Here is a 25,335-nt window from a genome sequence, read left to right on the forward strand (position 1 = left end):
AGACGGCCGATCTGCCGTCGGCGAATGAGCCGACGGCAGATCGGCCTCCTCGCGAGGCCCGGGCGGGCGCAGGGTGGTCGCATGACCACGCACCTGACCGGCCGACCCGCCGTCGGCGACCACCACCGGACCCCGCGCGCGGAGGCCGCCGCCCCGGCGGCCTCGTCGTTCGACGACCAGCTCACGACGCGCCTGCTCCACCAGCGCATCGTCGTCCTCGGCACGGCCGTGGACGACGCCGTCGCGAACCGCCTGTGCGCACAGCTCCTCCTGCTCTCGGCGGAGGACCCGCGCGCGGACGTCGCGCTCTACGTCAACTCCCCCGGCGGCTCGGTGAGCGCCGGCCTCGCGATCTACGACACGATGCGGCTCATCCCCAACGACGTGTCGACCGTCGCGATGGGCTTCGCCGCGAGCATGGGCCAGTTCCTCCTGTGCGCGGGGACGCCGGGCAAGCGGTTCGCGCTGCCGCACGCGCGGATCATGATGCACCAGCCGTCGGCCGGGATCGGGGGCACCGCCGTCGACATCGCGATCCAGGCGGAGAACCTCGTGTACACCAAGGGGCTCATGCACCGGCTCCTCGCGGAGAGCACCGGGCAGTCCGTCGAGACCATCGCCGACGACTCCGACCGCGACCGCTGGTTCACCGCGCAGCAGGCGCTCGAGTACGGGATGGTCGACCGGATCGTCGAGAGCGTCGACGACGTCCGCCCCGCCCGCGCGGCCCGGAAGGTGGGTCTGTGATGGCGAGCTACACGATCCCGACCGTGGTCGAGCGCACGCCGCTGGGCGAGCGCGCGTTCGACGTCTTCTCCCGCCTGCTGTCGGAGCGCATCGTGTTCCTCGGCACGGAGATCGACGACGGCGTCGCGAACGTCGTCATGGCGCAGCTCCTGCACCTGGAGTCGGACGCCCCGGACCAGGAGATCGGGCTGTACATCAACTCCCCGGGCGGCTCCGCGACCGCGCTCATGGCGATCTACGACACGATGCAGTTCGTCCGCTGCGACGTCTCGACCATCTGCATGGGTCAGGCGGCCTCGGCCGCGGCCGTCCTGCTCGCGGCGGGCACGCCCGGCAAGCGGTTCGTGCTGGAGCACTCGCGCGTCCTGCTGCACCAGCCGTCGGGCGGCGGGGAGGGCACGATCTCGGACCTGTCGATCCAGGCCGAGGAGATCCTCCGGATCCGGTCCGAGACGGAGGAGGTGCTGGCGCGGCACACGGGCCAGACCGTGGAGCGCCTGCGCGCCGACACCGACCGCGACCTGGTGCTCACCGCGCGCCAGGCCGTGGAGTACGGCGTCGCGGACGCCGTCGTCACCTCGCGCAAGCTCGCCGCGGCGGCGTGACGCCCGACCGCGGGGGTGGCCCGGACGTCGTCAGCCGCGTCGTCGGCCGCGTCGTCGGAACCACGACCGGCGGCGCGGCTCGGGGGTCGTCTCCGCGGGCGACGGCTCGGGCACGGCCGGGTCCGGCGCCGCGGCCGCAGGCTCGGGCGCGGTCGGCTCCTCCGCCGGCGGCTCCGGGACGGTGAGCGCGGGCGCCGTCGGCTCCGAGGCCGCAGGGTCTGCCGAGGCCGGCTCCGACGCCGCGGCCTCGGGCTCCGCCGCTGCGGCCTCGGGCTCGGCGGCCAGGGGCGCGGCGGCCTCGGGCGCAGCGGCCTCGGGCGCAGCGGCCTCGGGCGCGGCGGTCCGTCGGGACGACGCGGAGATGCCCGCGATCCGTCCGCGCTCGTCGAACCGCACGGTCACGGTGCCGTCGGGCACGTCCAGCACGACGGCGCCGGTCCCGTCCTCGACGGCCGGCAGGCCACGTGCGCTCGCGTAGGACGCGACGGCGCGCCGGTGGTCGACGACCGTGACGGACAGCAGCCCTTCGCTCAGCGTCCGCACGACGCGCGGCACGCTCGGTGCCGGCAGGGCGAGGTCGGCGTCGTCCAGGAGGAACCACGCCCGCGTGCCGCCGCCGACGGGGGCGCTGTAGTGGGCGAACGAGCCGGTCACGGCCTTGGCCGCGAGCGCGAGCCGGTGGGCGAGGTCGTCGGCCAGCGGGAGCTCCGGCTCGGCGGCCTCGCGCAGCCCGGTCCGGCGCGTGCTCTCGGCGGCGGTGAGCACGGCGTCGGGGAAGCCGTTGACGTTCTGCCACGCCCACATCCACGTGCCCGGCCCGGGCGCGGCCGTGCCGAGGAACTGGAGGCGGCACGTCGCGGTCCCGCCGTCGGGCGCGGTGAAGGTGAAGACCCCGGTGGTCAGGTCGGCGGCCCAGGCGTCGTCGCCGTGGAGGTCCGTCAGGTGGAGCTGGTGCTCGTGGGAGAGGAACGCGGCGTCGTCGACGAGGTCCTGGAGGGCCGGGACGTCCTGGGCTGCCGTGCCGTGCGCGGTCTGCGGCTCCGTCATGGACCGACGGTAGCGGCGCGCACGGCGCCCGGCCCCCGCACGACACGCGGTGCGACGGGACCGCCGCTCAGGCCGCGAGGAGCAGGACGTCGCCGGCGCGCGCCGTCGGACGTCGGAGCGTCTCGGCGACGGGGAGGTCCCGCACGGGCTCGCCCACCGGGGCGACGTGCCGTGGCGCGGAGAGGGCACCGCGCTCTCGCGCGGAGGACAGCACGCGGACGGGCGCGAGCGGCCGGAGCTCCTCGCCCGTGCGGGCGACGAGGTCGACGAGCCGCAGGCCGAGGGCGCCGCACACGGCGGCGAGGACCTCGGACGACGCCTCCTTGCGCCCGCGCTCCACCTCGGACAGGTAGGCGGTGGAGACGCGCGCGGCGGCCGCGACGTCGACGAGCGTGCGCCCCTGCGCGAGCCGCGCCCGCCGCAGGATCCCCCCGATGACGTGGCGCAGGAGGGGCTCCGCCCGTCCGCCCGCCCGGGAGCGGGGGCTGGGCGTCACCCCGTCCGGCACCACGTCCGGCAGCGTGCCCGGCACCGCGCTCGTCGCGTCCATGCGTTCACGCTACCCGCGGCCCACCCGAGTGCCGAGGCACCCGGGTGGGTATCTGCTGCTGGCGTAAGGCCGGGCGCACGACGCGACGCCGGCCGCGCGCCCGGCCGGACGGGTCACCAGCGCTCGAGCGACCAGGCCATCTGCCAGAAGCGGATCTCGTGGCGGCAGCTCAGCTCGAACGCGCGCTCCATGCGCGCGCGCTCCGCCTCGCCCGCGTCCGCGGCGAGCGCGTCGAGGCGTGCGCGCAGGTCCGTGAGGACGTCCTCGGTGCGCTCGGCCGCGTAGAACTGCCACCAGCCCGCGAGCGGGTGGTCGTCGCCGAGGGCGCCGGGCGTCGTCTCGCGCTCGCCGAGCCAGAAGCGCCGCGCGGACCAGATGTAGGTCCACGGGCACGGCAGCAGCGCGGCGAGCAGCACGCCGAGCGAGTCGCGGCCGGCCGCCGTCATGTGGTCCACGTAGGCCTGCGCGCTCGGCGCGAGGCGGTGCGTCTGCGCCTCCTCGTACGTCACGCCGAGGAAGTCGCACATCGCGTGGTGCGCGTGCGACTCGTCGTCGAGGAGGAATCCGGCCTTGTCATGGAAGTAGGCCGCCCACGACCGGTCGGGCGCGAGGGCCATGCCGAGGCCGTAGCAGCGTAGGTAGGCCGTGAGGTACTGGTGGTCCTGGCCCACGTAGTGGCGGACCGCGGCGGGCTCGACGGAGCCGTCGCGCAGCCCGGCCAGGAAGGGGTGGTCGTAGAACGTCTCGAAGAGGTCCGCGTACCGGCGGGCGAGGTCGGCGGTGAAGCCGGTCTCCTCCTGCCGGACGAGCGCGGTCGGGTCGTCCGCGAGGACAGGGTTCAGGGTGATGGCAGCAGGCGTCGTCATGCCCACGTTCCTCCGCTCGTGCTAGCGAGATCAGGTTCGACGGGTCCGGGCGGCCGTACCGCTCGTCTCAGTCCCTCGGCCCAGGCCGTGGCCTGGGCGGGACGCCCCGCGTGGTTCGCGCCGACCCTAGCAAGGACGACGTGGCTGCGGCAGCCCTCGCCACGGCGTGGGAATATAGTTGTAGCGACAACAAGTTGGAGGAGACATGACCACGAGCACGCCGGGCGCGCCGACCGACCGCCTCCTGTCCCCGTCCACGAGCATGGACGCCGTCACGCTGCGCGTGGGCGACCTCGAGCTCATGACCTCGTACTACACGGGCGCGTTCGCCCTCGCCCCGCTCGAGGAGCGGTCGCGCGGCTCGGAGGTGCACCGTGTGCTGGGCCGCGGCCGCACACCCATGCTGCGCCTCGTGCACACGCCCGGGCTGCCGCCCGTCGACCCGCGCCAGGCCGGCCTGTTCCACACGGCCTTCCTGTTCGACGACGGCCCGAGCCTCGCCGCGACCGTCTACCGCGCCGCGCAGGACCGCCGCGGCACCTTCGTCGGGTCGAGCGACCACCTCGTCAGCGAGGCGTTCTACTTCACCGACCCCGAGGGCAACGGCGTCGAGCTCTACACCGACCGCCCCCGCGAGACGTGGGTGCGCGAGCACGGCCAGATCCTCATGACGACGACGTTCCTCGACCCGAACGCCTACCTGCGCACGCACCTCGACCAGGAGACGTTCGACGCCGGCCCCTCGCTCGCGGGCCGCGTCGGCCACGTGCACCTCCAGGTGGGCGACGTCGCGACCGCCCACGCCTTCTACGTCGACGCCGTCGGCTTCGAGGCGACGCTCACCGGGTACAGCGGGGCGCTCTTCGCGTCCGCGGGCGGGTACCACCACCACGTCGCGATGAACGTGTGGAACAGCGCGGGCGCCGGGCCCCGCGCCGCGAGCCTCGGGCTCGGCGACGTCGCCGTCACGGTGCCGGGCCGCGAGGACCTCGACGCGCTCGTCGCGCGCCTCCGCGCCCGCGGGCTGGAGCACGCGGACGACGGCCGCTCCGTCGTCGTGCACGACCCGTGGGGCACGCGCGTGACGCTGTCCGTCCCGGGTACCACGACCGAGGAGCTGCTCGCGCGCTGAGGCGCGGCGCCCCGGGCACGGAGCGCGCGCCCGGGGCACGAGGCGCACGATGGGAGGACCCGCCGAGCGCACCGAGGAGCGACCGTGTTCCGCAGCCTCTTCCCCGTCCTCACCGTGGCCGACCTCGACCGGTCCCTCGGCTTCTACCGCGACCTGCTGCGCGGGACGGTCGAGTACGCGTTCCCCGACGACGGCCCGCCCGTCTACGTGAGCGTGCGCGTGGGCCGGTCGCCGCTCGGGCTCGGGCAGGGCGACCCGCCTCCGGCGGACACCCGCGTCGTGCTGTGGGTGTACGTCGACGACTGCGACCGCGCCGTCGAGCACCTCGCGGCCGCGGGCGTGCCCGTCCTGGAGCCGCCCGCGGACCAGCCGTGGGGCGAGCGCGTCGCGCGCGTACAGGACCCGGACGGCACCGTCGTGATCCTCGGCCAGGAGGCCGCTCTCCCGGCCGAGCCGGAGGGCCCGACGGGGCTGTCCTAGCCCGGGGAGGCCTGGCGCCTCGGAGCCGACCGCCCGTCGGCATGGTGCCCCCACCGGGACTCGAACCCGGAACACGCCGGGTTTAAGCCGGCCGCCTCTGCCAGTTGGGCCATGGGGGCGCGGGCCGAATCTACCGCGCGCGCGGGGCTCCCCGGGCCCGTCGCCACGACGGCCGCCCGCTCGGGACCGGGACGCGACGAGGGGCGAGCCGCACGCGCGGCTCGCCCCTCGTCGTCGGGCACGACGGCCGGGCCGGGCCCGGCCGCGACCTCAGGAGGCCTTCGCCGCCGGCGTCCGGTCGTCGGCGTCGACGGTGCCCGCACCGGACTCCGCCGCGGCCGCCGAGCCCTGCGCGGTCTGCTTGACCGGGTCGCCGTCCTTCTTGGGCGGGACGGACGCGGCGCGGAACTCCGCGCGCGGGTCGTGCAGCGAGCCGAGCGACACGAGCTCGCGGCCCATGAGGAACTGGCCGATCCAGCCGATGAAGATGCGGATCTTGCGGTTCCCCGTCGGCATCGCCATGACGTGGTAGCTGCGGTGCATGAGCCACGCGAGCGTCCCGCGGAGCTTGAACACGCCGAACAGCTCCGCGACGCCCTTGTACAGGCCGAGCGACGCGACCGTACCGACGCTCTTGTGGCGGTACTCGACCGGCGGCTCGCTGTGCAGCTCGAGCGCGAGGTTGTCGGCGAGGCGCGTGGCCTCACGGATGGCGTGCTGCGCGTTCGGCGGGCAGAACTTGCCCGGGTTCAGCACGTCCGGGACGGCGGCGCAGTCGCCCGCGGCCCACGCGTTCGGCACGACGTTGCCGTCGGCGTCCGCGACCTGGAGCGTCGGCAGCACGGTGATGCGGCCCAGCTTGTCGACGGGGAGGTCGGACGACTCCTTGAGGACCGGGTTCGCCTTGACGCCCGCGGTCCACACGATCGTGTCGGAGTCGAACTCGACCCCGGTCGACGTGACGACGTGGCCGTCCACGCACGACGACAGGAACGTGCTGAGGTGGAACTCGATGCCGCGCTTCTTCAGCTCGTCGAGCGCGTACTGCGCCATGGGCTCGCTCAGCTCGGGCAGGATGCGGCCCGCGCCCTCGATCATGACGAAGCGGAGGTCCTTCTCCTCGATCGTCGCGTAGTTGCGCGTCGCGTAGCGGGCCATGTCCTCGATCTCGGCCAGCGCCTCGATGCCCGCGAACCCGCCGCCGACGAACGTGAACGTGAGCATGCGGCGACGCAGCTTCTCGTCCCACGTGGACGACGCGACGTCCATGCGGTTGAGCACGTGGTTGCGGACCGCGATGGCCTCCTCCACGTTCTTGAAGCCGATCGCGTTCTCCGCCAGGCCCGGGATGGGCAGCGTGCGCGACACCGAGCCGAGGCCGACGATCAGGTGGTCGTACGTGACCGAGTAGTCGTCACCCTCCTCCGGGTGGATCGTCACGCGGCGGTCCGTGTGGTCGATCGAGACGACCTTGCCCTGGAGCACGTCGACGCCCTTGAGCGCACGGCGGTGCGGCGCGACGACGTCGCGGCCGTCGATCGAGCCCGCGGCCGCCTCGGGGAGGAACGGCGCGTACGTCATGTACGGGCGCGGGTCGACGACGACGATCGCCGCCTCGCGGCGACCGAGCTTCTTGCGCAGCCGGCGGGCGGCGTACAGACCCACGGAACCGCCGCCGAGGACGACGACGCGGGGCACCTTGCGGGGCCGCGGCGAAGCGGTCTGGGCACGGCTGACCGAGGTCAGGTCATTCTGAGGCATGGTTCCAGAGTATTACCGGTTGCGGCACAGGCGAGCCGGAGCGTCCGCCTGACGGGCGTGACGCGCCCCACGCCGCACGGACGGACGGGCACAGAGGCGGGCACACGCGGGCACAGGCGACATTCCGCAGGGCCCGGGGCCGGGGTGGTGCGCCGCCGTCCGCGGTCGGCGCACCACCCCGGGCCTGCCGGTCAGCCGATCGCGCCGACGACGGGCGTCGGGCCGGTCGGTGCGGGCGGCACCCCGCCCGTCGGCGGCGTCGCGGGGGCCTCCTGCGACGGCGCCGGATCGCCCTCGGCCGGCTCGTCGGCCGGCGCGTCGCTGGCCCCGCCCGTGCCCGACGACGTCTCCCCCGTCCCGACGCTCGACGGCACCGCGGTCGGTGCCTGGAGGAACGGCCACGGCATGTCGCGCGTGCGCGTCCCCGTCGCGGGGACGGGGCGGCCGTCGCCCTCGGGGTACTCGACGTCCTCCCCGGCGACCGCGCGCAGCGGGTAGACGTTCCACCGCTCGCGCCCGTCCGTCGAGACGGCGGGCTGGAAGTACCACGTGCCCTCGACGTCGGGCACCGCCCACGCCCCGGAGGCACCCTCCTCGGTGATCGTGCGGACCTGGCGGCCGCGGTCGTCGAAGACCTGGACGTCGCGGAGCGGCTCGCCCGCCGCGTCGTAGACGAAGAGGTTGGACACCTGCGCGCCGTCGACCCACACGCCCGCCGTGCCCGGGGAGTCCCCGCTCCCGAACGACACGCTGCTCACGAGGCCGCTGCTCGCGTCGCTGCGGCCCTGCTCGTAGCCGCGGTCCCACGCGTACGGGCTCGACGCGCTCGCCGAGGCGGCGACGAGGACGGCGGGCACGGCCGCGACGGCCGCGGCGACCGACAGCGGACGGCCGACCTTCCGCAGCCCGCGGGTGGGCAGCCACCGGCCCCGGCCCCACTGCACGCTCACGACGACCGCGATCAGCACGACGACGCGCGCGGACAGGTCCGGCGGGAGCACGGCCACCTGGTATCCCGCGACCAGGGCGAGCAGGAGCGTCGCCACGACCCAGCCGCGCAGGATCCACCACGCGGGCGTGAGGGCGCGCAGGAACTCGGCCGTCGAGGCCCACTGCGGCGACGTGGTGACGGGCTGCCACCCCGCGCGCCAGTCCGCCGCGAGCATCTCGCCGAGCCCGGCCAGCCGACGGCGCACCCCGGGGCGCGGGCCGCGCGCGGCGCCCGGGACAGCAGGAGGCAGACCGGCCGCGGTGCGCAGCTCGGCGGCGTACTCGGCGGGCGGACCGAAGAACGCGACGAGGTCGAGTCCCGTGTCGTCGAGCACCTCCGCGCCGTCCGTGCCGTCTGTGCCGTCTGTGCCGGCCGGAGCGCCGTCGGACGACGCCGGAGCGGGGGCGCGGCGCGGGAGCGCGCCGGGCGCGTCGACGACCGCCTCGGCGAGGTCGGCCTCCAGCCCGTCGGCGAGCTCCTCGACCTGGTCGGGGCGCAGGTCGGCGAGGTGCGCGCGCACCTCCTGGGCGTAGGCGTGGACGTGCCCGTAGAAGGCCCGTCCGACGGGCGCGCCGGCGGGCGGCTGCGCGGGGGTCGTCGTGCTCATCAGGCGGCCACCTCTCCGGTCCGCAGCAGCGCGGACACGGTGCCCGCGAACGTCTGCCACTCCTTGCGGTGCAGGTCGAGCATGGCCCGGCCCTGCGGGTTGATCCCGTAGTACTTGCGGTGCGGCCCGGCGTCGGACGGCACGACGTAGGTGGTCAGCGCCCCGCCCGCGTACAGGCGCCGCAGCGTCCCGTACACGGACGCGTCCCCCACGTCCTCGAGCCCCGCCGCGCGCAGGCGCCGCACGACGTCGTACCCGTACCCGTCCTCGGCCTCGACCGCGGCGAGCACCGCCGCGTCGAGCACCCCCTTGAGGAGCTGCGTGGTGTCCATCCGTCCCTCCGTCGGGCGTGGCCCCGGTCCGTCCCGGTGCTCGGCCACCGGGATCACGGGATGCACACTACCGTGCGATGCGCAGTACCGTGCACACGACACGCCCCTCGCCCGAAGACGCCGGAGCCCGGGCCGCGGGCACCGGGCGGCCGGTGCCACGCGACGCCGGGCTCGGCGGTCGGGCAGGAGGGGCCGCCGGGGCGACCCCGGGTCAGGCGAGCGACCAGGCGATGCCGTCGAGGATGTCGTGCTCGCTCGTCACGACCTCGGTGAGCGACCCGCCCGCGGCGGCGACGTCGTCGCGTACACGGCGCACGACCTCCGACCACACGAGCGCGCCCGCGCCGATGACGTCGACGCGCCCGGGGTGCATGAACCCCAGGGCGGTGCGCTCGGCGCGCGTGCGGTGCAGCAGGTCGTCGCAGGCGGCGAGCACGGTGTCGACCGGCAGCACGGACCCATTGATCCGGTCGCGGTCGTACCGGGCGAGGCCGAGCGCGTGGGCCGTGACCGTCGTGACGGACCCGGCGAGCCCGACGAGCGTCGCAGCCCGCCCGAGCGGCACCACGCGGGCCGCGTCGTCGAGCGCGGCCCGCACGTCGGCGCGGGCCGCCGCCTCCTCCTCGGGGGTCGGCGGGTCGGAGCGCAGGTGCCGCTCCGTCATGCGCACGCACCCCACGTCCATCGAGTACGCGGCGTCGGGCGTCGTCGTGCCGAGCACGAGCTCCGTCGAGCCGCCGCCGAGGTCCACCACGACGTAGGGGCCGGGGCGCACGGCCGCGACGGTCGACGTCGCCCCGCGGAACGACAGCGCCGCCTCCTCCTCGCCCGAGACGACCTCGGGCTCGACGCCGAGCGCGTCGAGGACGCCCGCGACGAACTCGTCGCGGTTCTCGGCGTCCCGCGTGGCCGACGTCGCGACGAAGCGCGTCCGCGTCGCGCCCAGGTCGGCGATCACCTGCGCGTAGCGGCGCGCGGCGTCGAGCGTGCGCGCGAGCGCCTCGGGGGCGAGCCGACCCGTGCGGTCGACGCCCTGGCCGAGCCGGACGACCTCCATGCGGCGGTCCAGGTCGACGAGCGTCCCGGCCTGCGGGTCGACGTCCGCGACGAGGAGGCGGATCGAGTTGGTGCCGCAGTCGATCGCCGCCACGCGCGAGGCGCCGGGCGGGACGGGGGCGGGCGAGGTGGCCGGCGCGGCGGTCGCGCCCGGGTCCCGGGTGAGCGGAGAGGTGGAGCCAGAGGTCATGCGTCCAAGCGTGCCACGCGGTCAGCAGGTGCAGCGGTCGGGGCGCCACACGTCGCGCACGCGCTCGAGCGCCTCGTCGCCCAGCGGGTTGACGCCCGGCCCGGCCGCGAGCGCGTGGCCCACGAGGACGTGCAGGCACTTCACGCGCGTGGGCATCCCGCCCGCCGAGATGCCGTCGATCTCCTCGACGTGGCCGAGCGCCTCGCGCTGCGCGAGGTAGTGCTCGTGCGCGCGCCGGTAGGCGACGGCGAGCTCCTCGTCCTCGGTGAGCCGCTCCGACATCTCCTTCATGACGCCGTTCGCCTCGAGCGTCGACGCGGCCGCGACCGCGCCCGGGCTCGTGAGGTAGAAGGTCGTGGGGAACGGCGTGCCGTTCTCGAGCCGCGGCGCCGTGCGGACGACGAGCGGGCGCCCGCACGCGCACCGCGCGGCGATGCCGACGACGCCGCGCGGGGTGCGCCCGAGCTGCTCCGCGAGCGTCTCGAGGTCGCGCTCGGTGACGACGGCGTCCGGGTCGTCGGCGGGGATGGCCAGGCGGGCGTCGGGCACGGGACTTCCTTCGGGTCGGTCGGTGGCGTCGGGACGACGCCTCACCCATTCTCCCCGCTCGGCGGAGCGCCCTCGTCGCCGGCCGGTTCCTCGCCCGCGGGCGCGGTCCCGTCGGACGTCCCCGCGTCGTCACCGGCGGACGTGCGCGGACCGCCCGCGACCTGCACCGACTCCCAGATGGCCTCGTACCAGGGCGTGCCCTCCTCATACCCCCGGACGGGCCCGTCCGTGATCGTCCGCCCGGTCTGCGGGTCGGTGTCGTCGACGACCGTCTCCGGGTCGAGCACGCGCCACGGCCGCTCCCCCGGCATGACGAAGTTGAGCCGGTCCCGCGCCTCGCGCTCGACGTACGCCTGGTCGTCCCAGCGGGCGAGCTCGGCCTCGAGCTCGGTGTGCTCGGCCTGCGCCTGCTCGAGGCCGGCGCGCAGCTCGCGCAGCTCCCCCGTCTGGTTGACGTACGCGCGCAGCGTCGGCAGCAGGAGCACCGCGGCGAGGAGCACGACGACGGACAGGACCAGGGTCCGGACGGTCACCACCTCGGGCAGGAGGAAGCCGTAGCGGCTCCGACGCCGGTCCTCGGGCGCCGGGCCGGCCGCACGTCGCGTCGACGTCGCGCTGCTCGGTCGGGCGGCGGGGCGGCGCGCTCCGGACGACGACGGGGTCCGGGCGGTCGAGCCGCCGCCCGGAGACTTCGCCGAGGAGCCCGACGCCGTCCGCGGGGCGCCCGTGGACGCCGGGCGCGGGCTCGCGGTCCCCGAGGACGCGGAGCGCTTCGTGGGCTTCGTCCCGGACGTGCCGCGCGCGGGCCCGGAGCCCGGCCGCGCGGGGGCACCGGGGCGCGGGGGACGACGCGAGGACGGCATGCCCCGATTGTGCTGCCGCGAGACGCGGCGCGCCGGGAGCACGCGCGGTGCGCCCGCGAACGTGAGGCGATCGACACGACTTCTTCACCCGCCCGGACACGCCGGAGCCCGGCGGGCCGACGAGCGGCCCTCCGGGCTCCGGGTGCCGGGTCGCCCCGGCGGGATCGTGCGCGACCGACGGTCAGCCGCAGGTCAGCCCTGCACCGTCCAGCGCGGGAACGCGCCACGGCCGGCGTAGCGGGCGGCGTCGTCCAGCGCCTCCTCGATGCGCAGGAGCTGGTTGTACTTGTTGATGCGCTCGCCGCGGGCGGGGGCACCCGTCTTGATCTGGCCGGCGTTCGTCGCGACGGACAGGTCCGCGATCGTCGTGTCCTCGGTCTCGCCCGAGCGGTGCGACACCATCGCGGTGAAGCCGTTGCGCTGCGCGAGCTCGACGGCGTCGAGCGTCTCGGTGAGCGTGCCGATCTGGTTGAGCTTCACGAGGAGCGAGTTCGCCGCCTTGAGCTCGATGCCCTTCGCGAGGCGCTCCGGGTTGGTGACGAACAGGTCGTCGCCGACGATCTGCACCCGGTCGCCGACCTCGGCGACGAGCTGCGACCAGCTGTCCCACTCGTCCTCGGACAGCGGGTCCTCGATGGAGACCAGCGGGTAGTCGCGCACGAGCTGCTCGTAGTAGGCGATCATCTCGGCCGGCGTCTTCGCGCCGCCCTCGAACTGGTACGCGCCGTCCTTGAAGAACTCGGTCGACGCGACGTCGAGGGCGAGCGTCACGTCGGTGCCCGGCGCGAAGCCGGCCTTCTCGATCGCGACGAGGATGAGGTCGAGCGCCTCGCGGTTGCTCGCGAGGTTCGGCGCGAAGCCGCCCTCGTCGCCGAGGCCGGTGGCCAGGCCCTTCTCCTTGAGCACAGACTTCAGCGCGTGGTAGACCTCGGCGCCGGTGCGCAGCGCCTCGCGGAACGAGGACGCGCCGATCGGGGCGACCATGAACTCCTGGATGTCGACGTTCGAGTCCGCGTGCGACCCGCCGTTGAGGATGTTCATCATCGGCACGGGCAGGACGTGCGCGTTCGGGCCGCCGACGTAGCGGTACAGGTCGAGGCCCGCGCTCTTCGCGGCGGCCTTCGCGACGGCGAGCGAGACGCCGAGGATGGCGTTCGCGCCGAGCTTGCCCTTGTTCGGGGTGCCGTCGAGGTCGATGAGGGCGGCGTCGATGAGGCGCTGGTCCTCGGCCTCGAAGCCGATGAGCTCCGGGGCGATGTCGTCGATCACGGAGTTCACCGCGCCCTCGACACCCTTGCCCAGGTAGCGGGACTTGTCGCCGTCACGACGCTCGACGGCCTCGAACGCACCGGTCGACGCGCCCGAGGGCACTCCGGCGCGGGCGAACGTCCCGTCGTCCAGGACGACCTCGACCTCGACGGTCGGGTTTCCGCGGGAGTCGAGGATCTCGCGCGCTCCAACGGCTTCGATGCTGGCCACAGGTGCTCCTTCGGGGCAGGGCTGCGGGCGCTTCGAACGGTGGTGGCGGACCCGGGCAGGGAAACCCGGGACGCCGCGTGCGCGCCCGCGACGATGGTGGGTTTACGACCACAGCCTAGTGCCCGGTTGTGACCTGCGCCGCTGCGTCCGGTCCGTGGGCCCCGGGTCGGGGACCTGCGCGTCGACGATCGGGACGAACGTCCCGCCTCAGCCCTGCACCGCCGGGCCGGGCTCCGCGGGCGCCCCTGCCGACGTCTCGGCCGCGACGATCCGCGCCTCGACGCGCCGCAGCTCGCCCCGCAGCGCGGCCTCCGCGTCGAGCCCGTCGGCCTCCGCGCGGGCCACGAGCGCGAGCAGCTCGCGCCCGAGCCGCTCGTCCGGCGTCGGGCCGGCGCCGTCCTCGCCGGCCGCACCCGGCCCGGTGCCCGACGGCGCCGCGAGCGCCGCGCCGACGACGTCGCCGAGGCCGCCGCGCCCGGCCCGGGACAGGACCTTCTGCGCGCGGGCGAGCGCCCCCTGCGTGTGCGAGATGCCCTCGAGCACCGACGAGCGCTGCTTCTCCGCCTTCTTGATCGCGTCCCACTGCCCGTGCAGGTCGGTCGCGTCGGCGTCCGCGAACACGTGCGGGTGTCGCCGCACGAGCTTCGCCGCGAGGTCGGCGGCGACGTCGTCGACGGTGAACGGGTCCGGCTCCTCGCTCGCGATGCGCGCGTGGAACAGCACCTGCAGGAGCAGGTCGCCGAGCTCCTCGCGCATCCCGGCGCGGTCGTCGGTCTCGATGGCGTCCGCGAGCTCGTGCGCCTCCTCGAGGAGGTACCGCACGAGCGAGACGTGCGTCTGCTCGCGGTCCCACGGGCATCCGCCCGGGGAGTAGAGGCGGTCCATGACGGCGACGACGTCGCGCAGCGGGTCGGTCGCGGCGTCGGGCGCGCGGTCGTGCGTCGGCTCGTGCGGGTCCGGGGCTGCCGAGGGCTCGGGGGCGGTCACCGCCTCATCGTAGGTTCGCCGGGCACGCGGTCGCCGTCGGTCGAGCGTGCCGTCGCTGCCTGGCCCCAGCACGCGGTCGTGGCCCGGGCTGGGCCACGACCGCGTGGTGGGGATGGCGGCAGCGCTACGACCGCCAGGTGTCCGACAGCGTCACGGAGCCGTCAGCGCCGACCGTCGCCGTGCGGTTGCTTCCGCTCTCCCAGACGACGTTCCCGCCGCCGTCGCGCTTGACGTACTTGTACTGGAAGGTCGTGCCGGCCGGGAGGTCGACGCGCGCGGTCCACACCGGGTAGGCCGACGACGACAGCGGGACGCCGTTCGCGGGCGCCCAGGAGCCGAGCGCCGGGATGCTGCCGACGACGTGGACCGTCTGGCCCCACGTGGTGGTCGCGGTGACCGAGAACGACGCATCGCCCTGCCCCTCGACCGGCCCGCCCGGCGACCCGCCGCCGTCGCACGGGTCGCCCGCCGTGACCGTCCCGCCGGAGACGGCGACCGCGGCGCCGGACAGGGAGTAGTCCTTGCCGCCGTTGCTGTCCCAGGCGCCCGAGCCGTTCGTGAAGGCGGCGGTGACGGTCGCGGCCGCGCCCGTCGCCCCGCTGGGCAGGCTGATCTGCCGCGAGACCCAGCCCGTGCAGGCCGCCGTCATCGGGACCCCGGGGACGGCGGTCCAGGCGCCCGTGCCGACCTTGTAGTGGACGTTGTACGCGTTCCAGCCCTTGTCGGTCGCGTAGTAGACGGTCGTGGTGCCGGCCGGGTCGACGGGCCCGGGGCCCCCGGTGCCGCCGTCGCCGCGCGCCCCGACGTGGAGCGCGAGCGCCCCGTACGCGGGCACCGTCGCCGTGAAGGTGCCCGAGCCGGAGACGGAGACGGTCTTCGAGCAGTCCTTCGACGCGACGACGTCGCAGTACGTCCCGGCGGGGAGCGAGGTCTGGTAGGTGCGCGTCACGGCGTTCGCGGAGTTGTTGATCGTCACGTAGCCCTTGGCGCCTCGCCCGTAGGCGATGTGGTTGTTCCCGTCGTCCCACCAGCCCGTCACCGCGGTCCCGGCGACCGCGTTGTGGAAGCCGACCATGCCCGCGATCTCGGTCCAGCGCTGCGTGCAGACCCACGCGCTGTCGGCACAGCTCGCGTCGGGCACGGAGGTGGCCGAGGCGCCGGGCGCACCCGCGTCCTTGTCGCTCCACGTGTAGCCCGAGTAGACGCTCGGTGCGCCGTAGGGCCACGAGAGCATGAACGCGTTGGCGAGCCGGTACTTGGCGCCCCACTTGTAGTTCATCGTCTCGCCGTTGCGCTCGGTGTCGTGGTTGTCGACGAAGACGCCCGCGCGGTCGGAGGGCAGCTTGTTGTCGCCGATGGTGCGCAGGTCCTTGATCTGGCCGTCGAACCGGGACGTGAGCTCGCGCGCGTAGAAGAACTCGTGCGAGTCGCCGGAACCGAGGTACTCCGAGGGCTGGATCGGCTCGCCGCTCGCGCCGATGACCTCGTGCACCCAGAAGACGTTCGGGTTCGTGAGCCGCGCCTTGATCGCCGCGAGGTCGGCGGCCGGGATGTGCTTCGCGGCGTCGATGCGGAAGCCCGAGACGCCGAGCGACAGGAGGTCGTTGAGGTAGCCCGCGATCTTGCCGCGCACGTAGTCGGAGCCCGTCCGCAGGTCCTGGAGCGAGACGAGGCGGCAGTTCTGGACGTTGTACCGGTCGCCGTAGTTGCTGATGTTCGACCGGCAGTCGTTGAAGTCGTTCGGCCCGTACGGGACGCCGGGGAAGCTGTCCACGGAGTAGCTCGTCCCGCCGGTCCCGGTGCCGGACCCGGTGTCGGCGCCCGCCGTGTGGTTGACGACCGCGTCGACGATCACGCCCACGCCCGCCGCCTTGCACGTGCTCACCATGCGCTGGAACTCGGCGCGGGTGCCGAGCTTGGACTCGAGCTTGTAGCTGACGGGCTGGTAGGAGGTCCACCAGGCCGTGCCCTGGATGTGCTCCTGCGGCGGCGAGACCTGGACGTAGCCGAACCCGGCCGGGCCGATGGTGCTCGTGCACTCGGCGGCCACGGAGTCCCACGTCCACTGGAAGAGGTTGAGGATCACGTCGCCCCGGCCGTTCGGGGAGTCGACGACGGGCGTCGGCACGGGCGGCGCGGCCGCGGCGGGTCCGGCGACCGGGACCGCGGCCAGCGCCGCGGTCAGCGCGAGGGCCGCCGAGGCGCCGGCCGCGAGGACGCGGCGCAGGCGCCCGCGGTGCGGGCGGGCGGGGCGTCCTGCGGGGACGGGGGTGGGCGCCGGGGGTCCGGCGAGGTCGGTGGTGCGCGTCATTGCAGCTCCTTCGAGGATGCGGCCGCCCCTCGCTCGGCGTCGAGCACGGACGGGCCACGCGGTGATGACGAGCGCCCCGGGGTGGCGGGCGCGACCGGCACCTGCGGCTTTGCAGGATGTTTCCGGATGTTGCTGCAACCTTACAGAGACCGGCGCGGGCTGTCACGACCTGTGTCGACGGGTCGTGCGGTCGGGTCGTGCCGGTGCGGCGGCGGCCCGGACGGCATAGCGTCGGAGGACGAACCGAGAGGAGACGCCATGGGAACCAAGCGCCGGTGGAAGGACCTGACGAAGGGTCAGCGGATCGCCGTCGGGGTCGTGGGAGCCGCCCAGGTCACGCTCACCGCCGCGGCGTACCGGGACCTCGTGCGTCGGCCGGCGGAGCAGGTGAACGGGACCAAGCTCGCGTGGGGCCTCGCGCTCCTCGTCAACTGGGTCGGGCCCATCGCCTACTTCCTCGACGGCCGCAAGAGCTGACCGCGGGAGGGCTCAGCCCTCGACCGTGAGCCCGGCCGTCGGCTCCAGCAGCGTCAGCGCGCGCCGCAGCGCCGTGCTCGACGTGTGCACCGTGTAGGGGAAGTAGACGACCTCGACGCCCACCTCGGCGAAGCGACGCTCCAGCTCCGCGCCCTTCGGGGTGCCGCGCCAGTCGTCGCCCTTGAAGAACACGTCGAACGGGCGCTGGCGCCAGGTCTCGAGCTTGTCGGGCTGGGTCTCGACGAACACCTCGTCGACGAACCGGACGTGGCGGACGATCTCCGCGCGCTCCGTGACGGGGACGACCGGGCGCCGGCCTTTGGCGAGCTCGAGCATGTCGTCGTCCACGACACCCGCGACGAGGTAGTCGCACTCGCTGCGGGCGTGCCGGAGGACGTTGAGGTGCCCGACGTGGAACAGGTCCCACGCACCGGGGGCGTACCCGACCTTCATGCCCGTCCTCCCGTCCTCGGCCGCGCGCCCCGCACGGCGAGGGGGCCGCATCCAGGCTAGGACCGGGAGGAGGCCCGGAACCACGCCCTCCGAGGGTGAAGAAGGAGGCCCACCGGGTGAATTGTGGGCTCGACGAGCGCGTGGGAGCGCACCCGCCCGCCCGCCCGGCAGGGGCCCGATCGCTGCGTGCTACCTTCGGTCGGTCGCCTTTCCGGACGACGTCCCCGCGCACCGGAGGGAGTGCCGACCTCAGTCATGCCGTCCCAGGTCCTCACCGTGTGCACCGGGAACGTCTGCCGCTCCCCCACCGCCGAGAGGCTGCTGAGCATCCGCAGCGACACGAGCGTCACGGTGTCGAGCGCCGGGACGCACGCGCTCGAGGGGGCACCGCTCGACGAGCCGATGGCGCGGCTGCTCGCGGCACGCGGCCTGGAGGCGGCGACGCACACCGGGCGGCAGCTCACGGCGGCGATGATCGAGCAGGCGGACCTCGTCCTCACGATGTCCCGGGCCCAGCGGGCCGCCGTCGTCACCCTCGTCCCGCAGGCAGTCCGACGCACCTACACGCTCCTGGAGCTCGCCGCGCTGCTCTCGGCGATCGACCTGCCCGTCGACCCGGACGAGAGCGACGCCGACCGCATCGCCCGCCTCCCGGAGATCGCGAGCGCCCAGCGCGTCCGGACGATCACCCCGCGCACGCCCCTCGACATCCCGGACCCGCACGGCCGCTCCGAGCGGGCCTACCGGCAGGCGTTCACGACGATCGACACCGCGGTCGCGGCGGTCGCCCGCGTCGTGCACCCGCCCGCCGCCCGGCGCCTCGAGTGGTCCCCCACCCTCACCGAGCGGGGCGCGCGCACGCCGCCGTTCCCCGGCGGCGGGGACGGCACCGACCCCACCGGGCGCGGCGGCAGCAGCTCCCCCCGACACGGCGGCCGGCGGAGCTGGCGCCTGCGCTGACCGCGCGTCAGCGGGCCGACGACGTCCCCACCGTCGCGGCCGCGCTCACCTCGCCGAGCACCACGGCGTCGATGAGCTGGCGCGCCCACCCGAGGACCTCCGCACCGCGCAGCGGGCGGCCGCCGATGCGCGCCGTCGTCGGGTACGGGACGAGGATCGCGCGGATCGCGGGCTTGAGCAGCGTGCCCGGGTAGAGGCGCTTGAGCCGCAGCTGCGCCGACTCGGGGAGGTCGACCGGCGCGAACCGGATGAACTTGCCCTGCGCCGTGACGTCCGTGAGCCCCGCGCGGCGGGCGTGGTTGCGGAAGTCCGCGACGTCGAACAGCGCGGACGCGACGTCCGGGAGCGCGCCGTAGCGGTCGACGAGCTCGGCCCGCACCTCGGCGAGCTCCGGCGCGTCGGCCGCGGCGGCGATCTTCTTGTACGCCTCGAGCCGCAGGCGCTCGGTCGCGATGTAGGACTCCGGCAGGTGCGCGTCGACCGGGAGCTCGATCGAGACCTCCGGCTGCTCCTCGGGCCCGTCGCCGCGGTAGTTCGCGACGGCCTCCCCCACCATGCGCACGTACAGGTCGAACCCGACGCCCGCGATGTGGCCGGACTGCTCCCCGCCGAGCAGGTTGCCCGCGCCGCGGATCTCGAGGTCCTTCATGGCGACCTGCATGCCCGCGCCGAGGTCGGTGTGGGCCGCGATCGTGGCGAGGCGATCGTGCGCGGTCTCGGTGAGGGGTCGCTCGGGCGGGTACAGGAAGTACGCGTACGCGCGCTCGCGACCGCGGCCCACGCGGCCGCGGAGCTGGTGGAGCTGGGACAGGCCGAGCATGTCCGCGCGCTCGAGGATGAGCGTGTTCGCGTTGGAGATGTCGAGGCCCGTCTCGATGATCGTCGTGCAGACGAGGACGTCGAGCTCCTTCTCCCAGAACGCCCGGATCACCTGGTCGAGCTGGTGCTCGTTCATCTTGCCGTGCGCGACGCCCACGCGGGCCTCGGGGACGAGCTCGCGCAGCCGCGCCGCGGTGCGCTCGATCGTCTCGACCTTGTTGTGCACGTAGAACACCTGGCCCTCGCGCAGGAGCTCGCGGCGCAGCGCCGCGGCGATCTGCTTCTCCTCGTACGCCCCGACGTACGTGAGGACGGGGTGGCGCTCCTCCGGCGGGGTCGCGAGCGTCGACATCTCGCGGATGCCCGTGACGGCCATCTCGAGCGTGCGCGGGATCGGGGTCGCGGACATGGCGAGCACGTCCACGTTGGTCCGCAGCTGCTTGAGCGTCTCCTTGTGCTCGACGCCGAACCGCTGCTCCTCGTCGATGATGACGAGGCCCAGGTCCTTGAACCGCACGCTGCCCGTGATGAGGCGGTGGGTGCCGATGACGACGTCCACCGTCCCCTGGGCCAGCCCGTCCACGACCTCCTCGGACTCCTTGGGGGTCTGGAAGCGCGACAGCGCCTTGACCGTCACGGGGAAGCCCGCGTACCGCTCGGAGAACGTCTCGAGGTGCTGCTGCACGAGCAGCGTCGTGGGCACGAGCACCGCGACCTGCTTGCCGTCCTGGACCGCCTTGAACGCCGCGCGGATCGCGATCTCCGTCTTGCCGTAGCCGACGTCGCCGCACACGAGCCGGTCCATGGGGACCGTCTTCTCCATGTCGGCCTTGACCTCGTCGATCGTCGCGAGCTGGTCGGGCGTCTCGACGTACGCGAACGCGTCCTCCAGCTCGCGCTGCCACGGGGTGTCCGGGCCGAACGCGTGACCCTGCGTGGCCATGCGCGCCGAGTACAGGCGGATGAGCTCGCCCGCGATCTCCTTGACGTGCTTGCGCGCGCGGGACTTCGTCTTGGCCCAGTCCGACCCGCCCATCTTGTTGAGGCTCGGCGCCTCGCCGCCCGTGTACTTCGTGACCTGGTCGAGCTGGTCCATGGGCACGAAGAGGCGGTCGCCCGGCTGGCCGCGCTTGCTCGACGCGTACTCGATCACGAGGTACTCGCGCGTCGCGGCGTTGCCGCCCGTGCCGAGCGTGCGCTGCACGAGCTCGACGAAGCGGCCCACGCCGTGCTGCTCGTGCACCACGAAGTCGCCCGCCTTGAGCTGGAGCGGGTCGACGACGTTGCGACGCCGGCTGGGCATCTTGCGCATGTCGCGCGTGCTCGTGCCGGCCCGGCCCGTGAGGTCGGCCTCGGAGAAGACGGCGAGCCGCAGCCCCGGCGCGACGAAGCCCTTGCCGACCATCGCCGGCGTGACGAGGACGATGCCGCCCTCGGGCTCGTCGTCGAGCCGCGGCACGAGGCGCGCGGGCGTGTCCGCCGCACCGAGCTGCTCGACCATGCGCTTGGCCGGCCCGTGGCCCTCCGTCGTGAGCACGAGCCGCCAGCCCGCGTGCTGCAGGCCGCGCACGTCGTCGAGCGCGCGCGCCACGTCGCCGCGGTAGGACTCGACGTCGCGCGCGCCGAGCGTGAAGGTCGGCACGCCGTCGGCGCTCTCGCCGACGTGGGCGGCCGTCGTGCCCGCGCCGCCGCTCGACGTGGCGGCGTCCGCAGCGGCGCTCCCGCCGGCGTCCGGCGGGACGTCGAGGTCGGGGTTGTCGAGCGCGAACGACGACAGGGTCCACCAGCCCAGGCCGCGGCGCTGCGCGACCGCGCGCACCTCGGAGAACGTCTCGAACGACGCCGCGGACAGGTCGACCGGCGCCTTGCCGCCCGCCACCGCGCCCGTCCAGGCCGCGGCGAGGAACTCCTCCGTGGTCGCCACCAGGTCGTGCGCGCGACGGCGCACGCGCTCGGCGTCGTCGACGACGAGGAGCGCGTCGTCGGGCACGAGCTCGAGCACCGGGACCATGCGGTCCACGAGCACCGGCGCGAGGGACTCCATGCCCTCGACCGCGACGCCCGCCGCGAGCCGGTCGAGCATCTCGGTCGCGCCCGGCAGGTCCTCCACCAGCGCGGCGGCGCGCGCCCGCACCGAGTCCGTGAGCAGGATCTCGCGGCACGGCGGCGCCCACAGCCCGTGCTCGGCGATCTCCAGGCTGCGCTGGTCGGCGACCGCGAACCAGCGGATCTCCGACACCTCGTCGCCCCAGAACTCCACGCGCAGCGGGTGGTCCTCCGTGGGCGGGAAGATGTCGAGGATGCCGCCGCGGACCGCGAACTCGCCGCGCCGCTCGACCATGTCCACGCGCGTGTACGCCGCCGCGACGAGCCGCTCCGCGACGTCGGTGAGGTCCGCCGTCGTGCACGCGTGCAGCTCGACCGGCTCGAGGTCCCCCAGCCCGTCCACGACGGGCTGCAGGAGCGCCCGGACCGGCATGACGAGCACCCGGACGGGACCGGACGGGCCGACCTCCGGGTCCGGGTGCGCGAGGCGGCGGAACACCGCGATGCGCTTGGCGACCGTGTCCGCGCGCGGGCTCAGGCGCTCGTGCGGCAGCGTCTCCCAGCTCGGCAGCACCGCGACGACGTCGCCCAGCTCGTCCGGCAGGTAGGCGCGCACGCTCGCGGCCAGCTCGTCCGCGTCGCGCCCCGTCGCGGTGACCACGACGAGCGGGCGCGAGCCCGCGGCCCACGCCGGGCCACCCCCGCCGCCCGACGCCGGGGCGTCGCCGTCCGGCACCGGCCCCGTCGCGCGCGCCCCCGCCATCGCCGCGAGGAGCGGCGGGCGGACGCCGGCCGGGCCGACGACGTCGGCCTCGCCGCGGGCGCGCACGTGCTCGACCGCGGCCGCCGCGGCCTGGTCGGCGAGCAGCGCGGGCAGGATGCCGGTGAGGTTCATGGAGGTCCTTCGAGGAGAGGGCACGACGACGGTCCCGACCGGGGCGGGCGATCGGGTCCGGCGTCCACACTACGCGCGTGGACCCACATCGTTCCGCGCGCGGGCGTGCGTCAGGCCCCCGCCACCGGGGCTTCCTCCGAGCGCCCCGCCGCCGCGGCCCGCCGTCGGGCGCGCAGGTCCCGGGCGACCCAGATCGAGTTCGGCACCACCTGGAAGACGAGGATCGCGACCGCCGACCCGACGACCGGCCCGGCCGCGCCCAGCGGCTCGATGAGCACCCAGGAGAGCGCCACGTTGCTCACGGTCATGAGCAGGACGGGGACGACCTGGAACCGCAGGCCGCGCTCGTCGGTCATGTACATGCCGGGCGGGTAGTTGAGCGCCTGGACCGCGACGAGCGCGCAGTAGCCCAGGACCAGCGCGAGCGGCACGGTGATCTTGCCGTCGGCGACCACGTCCTGGAGGAGCGGCAGGCACAGCGCGAGCACCGTCGACAGCAGCACGCCCCCGGCGAGGAACGCGAGGGAGATCCGGAACGGGCTCATCACCTCGTCGCGCGCCCGCGCCTGCGCGAAGTAGGGCCACATGCTGACGCCCGCCGCGATGATCGCCTGCATGACGAGCCCGAAGAGCTGGGTCGCGAACGTGTACTGCGCGAGCGCCTGCGTCGTGGACAGGTGGGACAGGAGCAGCCGGTCGCTCTGCATCGCGACCGGCATCGCGACGGACTGCACGAGCATCGGCACCGCGACCGCGGCCACCGGCACCCCGGGCACCGCCCGGCGCCGCGGGACGTCGCGGAACGCCCGGCCGACCTGGGGCGCGAGCAGGCGCGCCGCGACGCTCACCGTGATCGCCGACGCGAGCCCGGCCGCGACGTAGGAGACGAGGGCGACGTAGTCGCCGCCCTGCCCCTTGCCGACGAGGACGAGCACGACGACGCCGACGAAGAAGAGCGGCGACACGATGCCCTGGAGGAACGTCTGGAGCACGTTCTGCTTGAGCCCGATGAGGACCCGGATGCCGATCCCCAGCGGGAGCGACAGCCCGAACACGACGAGGCACAGCGTCGCGACGACGTCCCCGCCCGCGACGAGGCCGTCGCCCAGCAGGAGGGGCCACCACCCGAGGAGCTGGATCGCCACGCACACGGCGGCGATGGTCAGGCCCGAGACGGTGAGGACGCGCAGCGCCGTCGTCAGCGTCCGGTGGACCCGCTCCGACTCGCGCGGGGACGACGCCTCCGCGATGGCGTTGATGACGACCGCGCCGATGCCCAGGTCGGCGAACGGCAGGAGGTTGCGCAGCCCGTTGAGCAGCCCGTACTGGGCGTAGGACGCGACGCCGAAGTGCTCGATGATCAGGCGGCTGGTGACGATCCCGAGGAGCCCCGCCAGGCCCATCACGGCGACCTTGGCGCCGGCCGTCCCGGTCACCGAACGCCAGAGGCCCACTCGTCCTCCTCGTGCTCCCGGTGCGTCGCCCGCAGGCCCGAGCGCCGGTCCGCTGCCCGGAATTCACGATCTTAGGACCTTCTCCACGAGATCCGACCGTCGCGGGAGGGTGAATCCCGCCCGACCTGCGGCGACCGTCCGGTGCGCCCGACTACGGTGGACGGCAGGGCCCGTCGCCGACGGTGCCGACCGGCCGCGGAGGGCGAGAGATGACGCTGCGCGAGTACGTGACCGCGGTGCTGCGCCACTGGGTCGTGGTCGCCGTGTGCGCCGTCCTGGGGGCGGTCGCCGGGTTCGGCTACGCGCGCTCGGAACCGAAGGTGTACCAGTCGTCGGCGTCCGTGATGGTCGTCCCCGAGCAGGGCGAGAACGCCGCCGAGCTCGTGCAGGGCTCGAACTACGTGCAGAACCTCGTGGCGTCGTACGCGGTGCTCGCGCAGTCGCCGTACGTGCTCGAGCCCGTGATCGAGGACCTGGGCCTCGACACCACGCCCGCCCGCCTGGCCCGCAGCGTCAGCGTGAACACGCCGCTCAACACCGTCGTCATCGAGATCGCGGTGAGCGACACCTCGCCGGACCGCGCGCGGGAGATCGCCGACGGGATCAGCGACCAGCTCGCGCTGGCCGTCCCCGAGCTGTCGCCGCAGCTGGCCGACCGCTCGTCGGCCGTGCGGATCACGACGATCGCCCCCGCGCGCCAGCCCGTGAACCCCATCGCGCCCAACACGCGCATGCTCATGATGGTCGGCCTCGCCGCGGGGCTCGCCGTCGGCGTGACGTACGCCGTCCTGCGCGAGCTGCTCGCGCGCCGCGTCGTCAGCTCGTCGTCGATCCAGTCGATGCTCGGGGTGCCGTTCCTCGGCGAGGTGGTCAAGGTGCCGTCGCGCACGTCGCTGCCCGCCGTCGTCGCCGCCGGTCCGGGGAGCCGCCCGTCCGAGAGCGTGCGCACGCTCGTCGCCAACGTGCGCTTCGCGGACGTCGACCACGGCCGCCGCGTGCTCATGGTCTCCTCCGGCGACGCGGGCGAGGGGAAGAGCTCGATCGCGATCAGCCTCGCGCTCTCGCTCGCCGAGGACGGGAGCAGCGTGCTCCTCGTCGACGCCGACCTGCGCCGGCCCTCGATCGCGCGCGTCACCGGGCTGGAGGGGTCGGTCGGCCTGACGAACCTGCTCGTCGGCGACGTGGCCCAGGAGGACATCGTGCTCCCTTGGACGCGCCCCAACCTCTTCGTGCTGCCGAGCGGCGTCCTGCCCGCGAACCCCGGCGTGCTGCTGTCCTCCGAGCGGCTCGTCGCCGTGATCGGCGACCTGCGGACGCACTACGACTACGTCGTGATCGACACCGCGCCGATCCTCCCGCTGAGCGACCCGCTCTGGCTCTCACGCGCCGTGGACGGCGTGCTCGTCGTCGCCCGGGCCCGCAAGACCCGCATCTCGCGGCTGCGCCAGACGGTCGACAAGTTCGAGCGGGGCGAGGCGGACGTCATCGGCATCGTGCTCAACGACGTCAAGCCGCGCGGGCGCAGCGCCTACTACGTCAACGACTCCCGGGTCGGCGTCCCCGGCGCGTTCTCGCGCGAGGCCGGGTCCCCCGACGTCAGCCCCGCCGCGACGGCCGACGACGCGGCGGCGCCGCGCGCCGTCGAGGACGCGGACCGCCGCACGACGCCGTGACGACC

Annotated in this window: 22 protein-coding genes, 1 tRNA gene and 1 riboswitch; of the genes, 7 read left to right on the plus strand and 16 right to left on the minus strand. The window is 74.6% G+C overall.

All coding sequences use genetic code 11. The annotated features are described in order from the left end of the window. Window positions 1-81: 81 nt before the first annotated feature. Together BJP59_RS12940 and BJP59_RS12945 are read left to right on the plus strand one after the other, a co-directional pair. Window positions 82-747, plus strand: a complete 666-nt coding sequence (locus BJP59_RS12940; RefSeq protein ID WP_043659111.1) for a ClpP family protease — start codon at window positions 82-84, stop codon at window positions 745-747. Beyond that, window positions 747-1,352, plus strand: a complete 606-nt coding sequence (locus tag BJP59_RS12945) for a ClpP family protease (protein WP_009866251.1) — start codon at window positions 747-749, stop codon at window positions 1,350-1,352. The genes BJP59_RS12940 and BJP59_RS12945 overlap by 1 nt, the downstream gene beginning before the upstream one ends. Window positions 1,353-1,382: 30 nt before the next feature. On the opposite strand, the gene BJP59_RS12950 is transcribed toward BJP59_RS12945, so the two are convergent. The 3 genes from BJP59_RS12950 to BJP59_RS12960 form a co-directional block, all read right to left on the minus strand. After that, the gene (locus tag BJP59_RS12950; protein WP_194521124.1) at window positions 1,383-2,399 is read right to left on the minus strand and encodes a DUF6882 domain-containing protein; all 1,017 of its coding nucleotides are present in this window, start codon (window positions 2,397-2,399) and stop codon (window positions 1,383-1,385) included. 67 nt (window positions 2,400-2,466) lie between these two features. Continuing rightward, the gene (locus tag BJP59_RS20240; protein WP_009866253.1) at window positions 2,467-2,949 is read right to left on the minus strand and encodes a helix-turn-helix domain-containing protein; all 483 of its coding nucleotides are present in this window, start codon (window positions 2,947-2,949) and stop codon (window positions 2,467-2,469) included. A gap of 113 nt (window positions 2,950-3,062) precedes the next feature. Next, on the minus strand, window positions 3,063-3,815 hold the full coding sequence (locus BJP59_RS12960) for a TenA family protein (RefSeq protein ID WP_021483086.1): 753 nt from the start codon (window positions 3,813-3,815) through the stop codon (window positions 3,063-3,065). After that, window positions 3,806-3,934: riboswitch (TPP riboswitch) on the minus strand. It overlaps the preceding gene by 10 nt. An 86-nt stretch (window positions 3,935-4,020) precedes the next feature. Between BJP59_RS12960 and BJP59_RS12965 the strand changes: the two genes are divergently transcribed. Together BJP59_RS12965 and BJP59_RS12970 are read left to right on the plus strand one after the other, a co-directional pair. Continuing rightward, a complete protein-coding gene (locus BJP59_RS12965) occupies window positions 4,021-4,947 on the plus strand; it encodes a VOC family protein (RefSeq protein ID WP_114553774.1) in 927 nt (308 codons plus the stop codon). 84 nt (window positions 4,948-5,031) lie between these two features. Then, window positions 5,032-5,427: a VOC family protein gene (locus tag BJP59_RS12970; protein ID WP_194521125.1), complete on the plus strand. Its 396-nt coding sequence runs from the start codon at window positions 5,032-5,034 to the stop codon at window positions 5,425-5,427. A 42-nt stretch (window positions 5,428-5,469) separates the two neighbouring features. On the opposite strand, the gene BJP59_RS12975 is transcribed toward BJP59_RS12970, so the two are convergent. From BJP59_RS12975 to BJP59_RS13020, 10 genes are all read right to left on the minus strand, one after another. After that, window positions 5,470-5,546: transfer RNA gene (locus tag BJP59_RS12975), tRNA-Leu, on the minus strand. A gap of 151 nt (window positions 5,547-5,697) precedes the next feature. Beyond that, window positions 5,698-7,188 carry an NAD(P)/FAD-dependent oxidoreductase gene (locus BJP59_RS12980; protein WP_043656236.1) on the minus strand — a complete coding sequence of 497 codons (1,491 nt, stop codon included), beginning with the start codon at window positions 7,186-7,188 and terminating at the stop codon, window positions 5,698-5,700. Between the two features lie 191 nt (window positions 7,189-7,379). Then, the gene (locus tag BJP59_RS12985) at window positions 7,380-8,786 is read right to left on the minus strand and encodes a hypothetical protein (RefSeq protein WP_194521126.1); all 1,407 of its coding nucleotides are present in this window, start codon (window positions 8,784-8,786) and stop codon (window positions 7,380-7,382) included. Beyond that, window positions 8,786-9,118 (minus strand): PadR family transcriptional regulator, encoded by a 333-nt coding sequence (locus BJP59_RS12990; RefSeq protein ID WP_034651541.1) that lies wholly within the window; start codon window positions 9,116-9,118, stop codon window positions 8,786-8,788. The genes BJP59_RS12985 and BJP59_RS12990 overlap by 1 nt, the downstream gene beginning before the upstream one ends. Window positions 9,119-9,329: 211 nt before the next feature. Further along, on the minus strand, window positions 9,330-10,364 hold the full coding sequence (locus BJP59_RS12995; protein ID WP_086150888.1) for a Ppx/GppA phosphatase family protein: 1,035 nt from the start codon (window positions 10,362-10,364) through the stop codon (window positions 9,330-9,332). A 21-nt stretch (window positions 10,365-10,385) separates the two neighbouring features. After that, window positions 10,386-10,913 carry a DUF501 domain-containing protein gene (locus BJP59_RS13000; RefSeq protein WP_228485050.1) on the minus strand — a complete coding sequence of 176 codons (528 nt, stop codon included), beginning with the start codon at window positions 10,911-10,913 and terminating at the stop codon, window positions 10,386-10,388. A gap of 41 nt (window positions 10,914-10,954) precedes the next feature. Further along, window positions 10,955-11,776: an FtsB family cell division protein gene (locus BJP59_RS19825; protein WP_228485051.1), complete on the minus strand. Its 822-nt coding sequence runs from the start codon at window positions 11,774-11,776 to the stop codon at window positions 10,955-10,957. 192 nt (window positions 11,777-11,968) lie between these two features. Continuing rightward, on the minus strand, window positions 11,969-13,255 hold the full coding sequence (eno, locus tag BJP59_RS13010) for a phosphopyruvate hydratase (protein WP_021483383.1): 1,287 nt from the start codon (window positions 13,253-13,255) through the stop codon (window positions 11,969-11,971). A gap of 207 nt (window positions 13,256-13,462) precedes the next feature. Continuing rightward, a complete protein-coding gene (locus BJP59_RS13015; protein WP_228485052.1) occupies window positions 13,463-14,242 on the minus strand; it encodes a MazG family protein in 780 nt (259 codons plus the stop codon). Between the two features lie 124 nt (window positions 14,243-14,366). Further along, a complete protein-coding gene (locus BJP59_RS13020) occupies window positions 14,367-16,553 on the minus strand; it encodes a carbohydrate-binding module family 20 domain-containing protein (protein WP_194521127.1) in 2,187 nt (728 codons plus the stop codon). A gap of 258 nt (window positions 16,554-16,811) precedes the next feature. Here BJP59_RS13020 and BJP59_RS13025 point away from each other — a divergent pair, with 258 nt between their 5' ends. Further along, window positions 16,812-17,030, plus strand: coding sequence for a PLD nuclease N-terminal domain-containing protein (locus tag BJP59_RS13025; protein WP_021483198.1), 219 nt, complete (start codon window positions 16,812-16,814; stop codon window positions 17,028-17,030). Between the two features lie 12 nt (window positions 17,031-17,042). Here BJP59_RS13025 and BJP59_RS13030 read toward each other — a convergent pair whose 3' ends face one another. Then, window positions 17,043-17,483 (minus strand): adenylyltransferase/cytidyltransferase family protein, encoded by a 441-nt coding sequence (locus tag BJP59_RS13030; protein ID WP_021483197.1) that lies wholly within the window; start codon window positions 17,481-17,483, stop codon window positions 17,043-17,045. A 255-nt stretch (window positions 17,484-17,738) separates the two neighbouring features. Between BJP59_RS13030 and BJP59_RS13035 the strand changes: the two genes are divergently transcribed. Next, window positions 17,739-18,443 (plus strand): arsenate reductase/protein-tyrosine-phosphatase family protein, encoded by a 705-nt coding sequence (locus BJP59_RS13035; RefSeq protein ID WP_171468269.1) that lies wholly within the window; start codon window positions 17,739-17,741, stop codon window positions 18,441-18,443. 7 nt (window positions 18,444-18,450) lie between these two features. Here the strand turns inward: BJP59_RS13035 and mfd are convergent, their stop codons facing one another. Then, window positions 18,451-22,203, minus strand: coding sequence for a transcription-repair coupling factor (gene mfd / locus BJP59_RS13040; protein ID WP_194521128.1), 3,753 nt, complete (start codon window positions 22,201-22,203; stop codon window positions 18,451-18,453). Between the two features lie 110 nt (window positions 22,204-22,313). Continuing rightward, the gene (locus BJP59_RS13045; protein WP_228485053.1) at window positions 22,314-23,657 is read right to left on the minus strand and encodes an oligosaccharide flippase family protein; all 1,344 of its coding nucleotides are present in this window, start codon (window positions 23,655-23,657) and stop codon (window positions 22,314-22,316) included. A 209-nt stretch (window positions 23,658-23,866) separates the two neighbouring features. Here BJP59_RS13045 and BJP59_RS13050 point away from each other — a divergent pair, with 209 nt between their 5' ends. Continuing rightward, the gene (locus tag BJP59_RS13050; RefSeq protein WP_085387461.1) at window positions 23,867-25,330 is read left to right on the plus strand and encodes a polysaccharide biosynthesis tyrosine autokinase; all 1,464 of its coding nucleotides are present in this window, start codon (window positions 23,867-23,869) and stop codon (window positions 25,328-25,330) included. Window positions 25,331-25,335 lie beyond the last annotated feature (5 nt).

This window comes from Cellulosimicrobium sp. JZ28, assembly GCF_015327065.1.
GTDB classification, from domain to species: domain Bacteria; phylum Actinomycetota; class Actinomycetes; order Actinomycetales; family Cellulomonadaceae; genus Cellulosimicrobium; species Cellulosimicrobium funkei.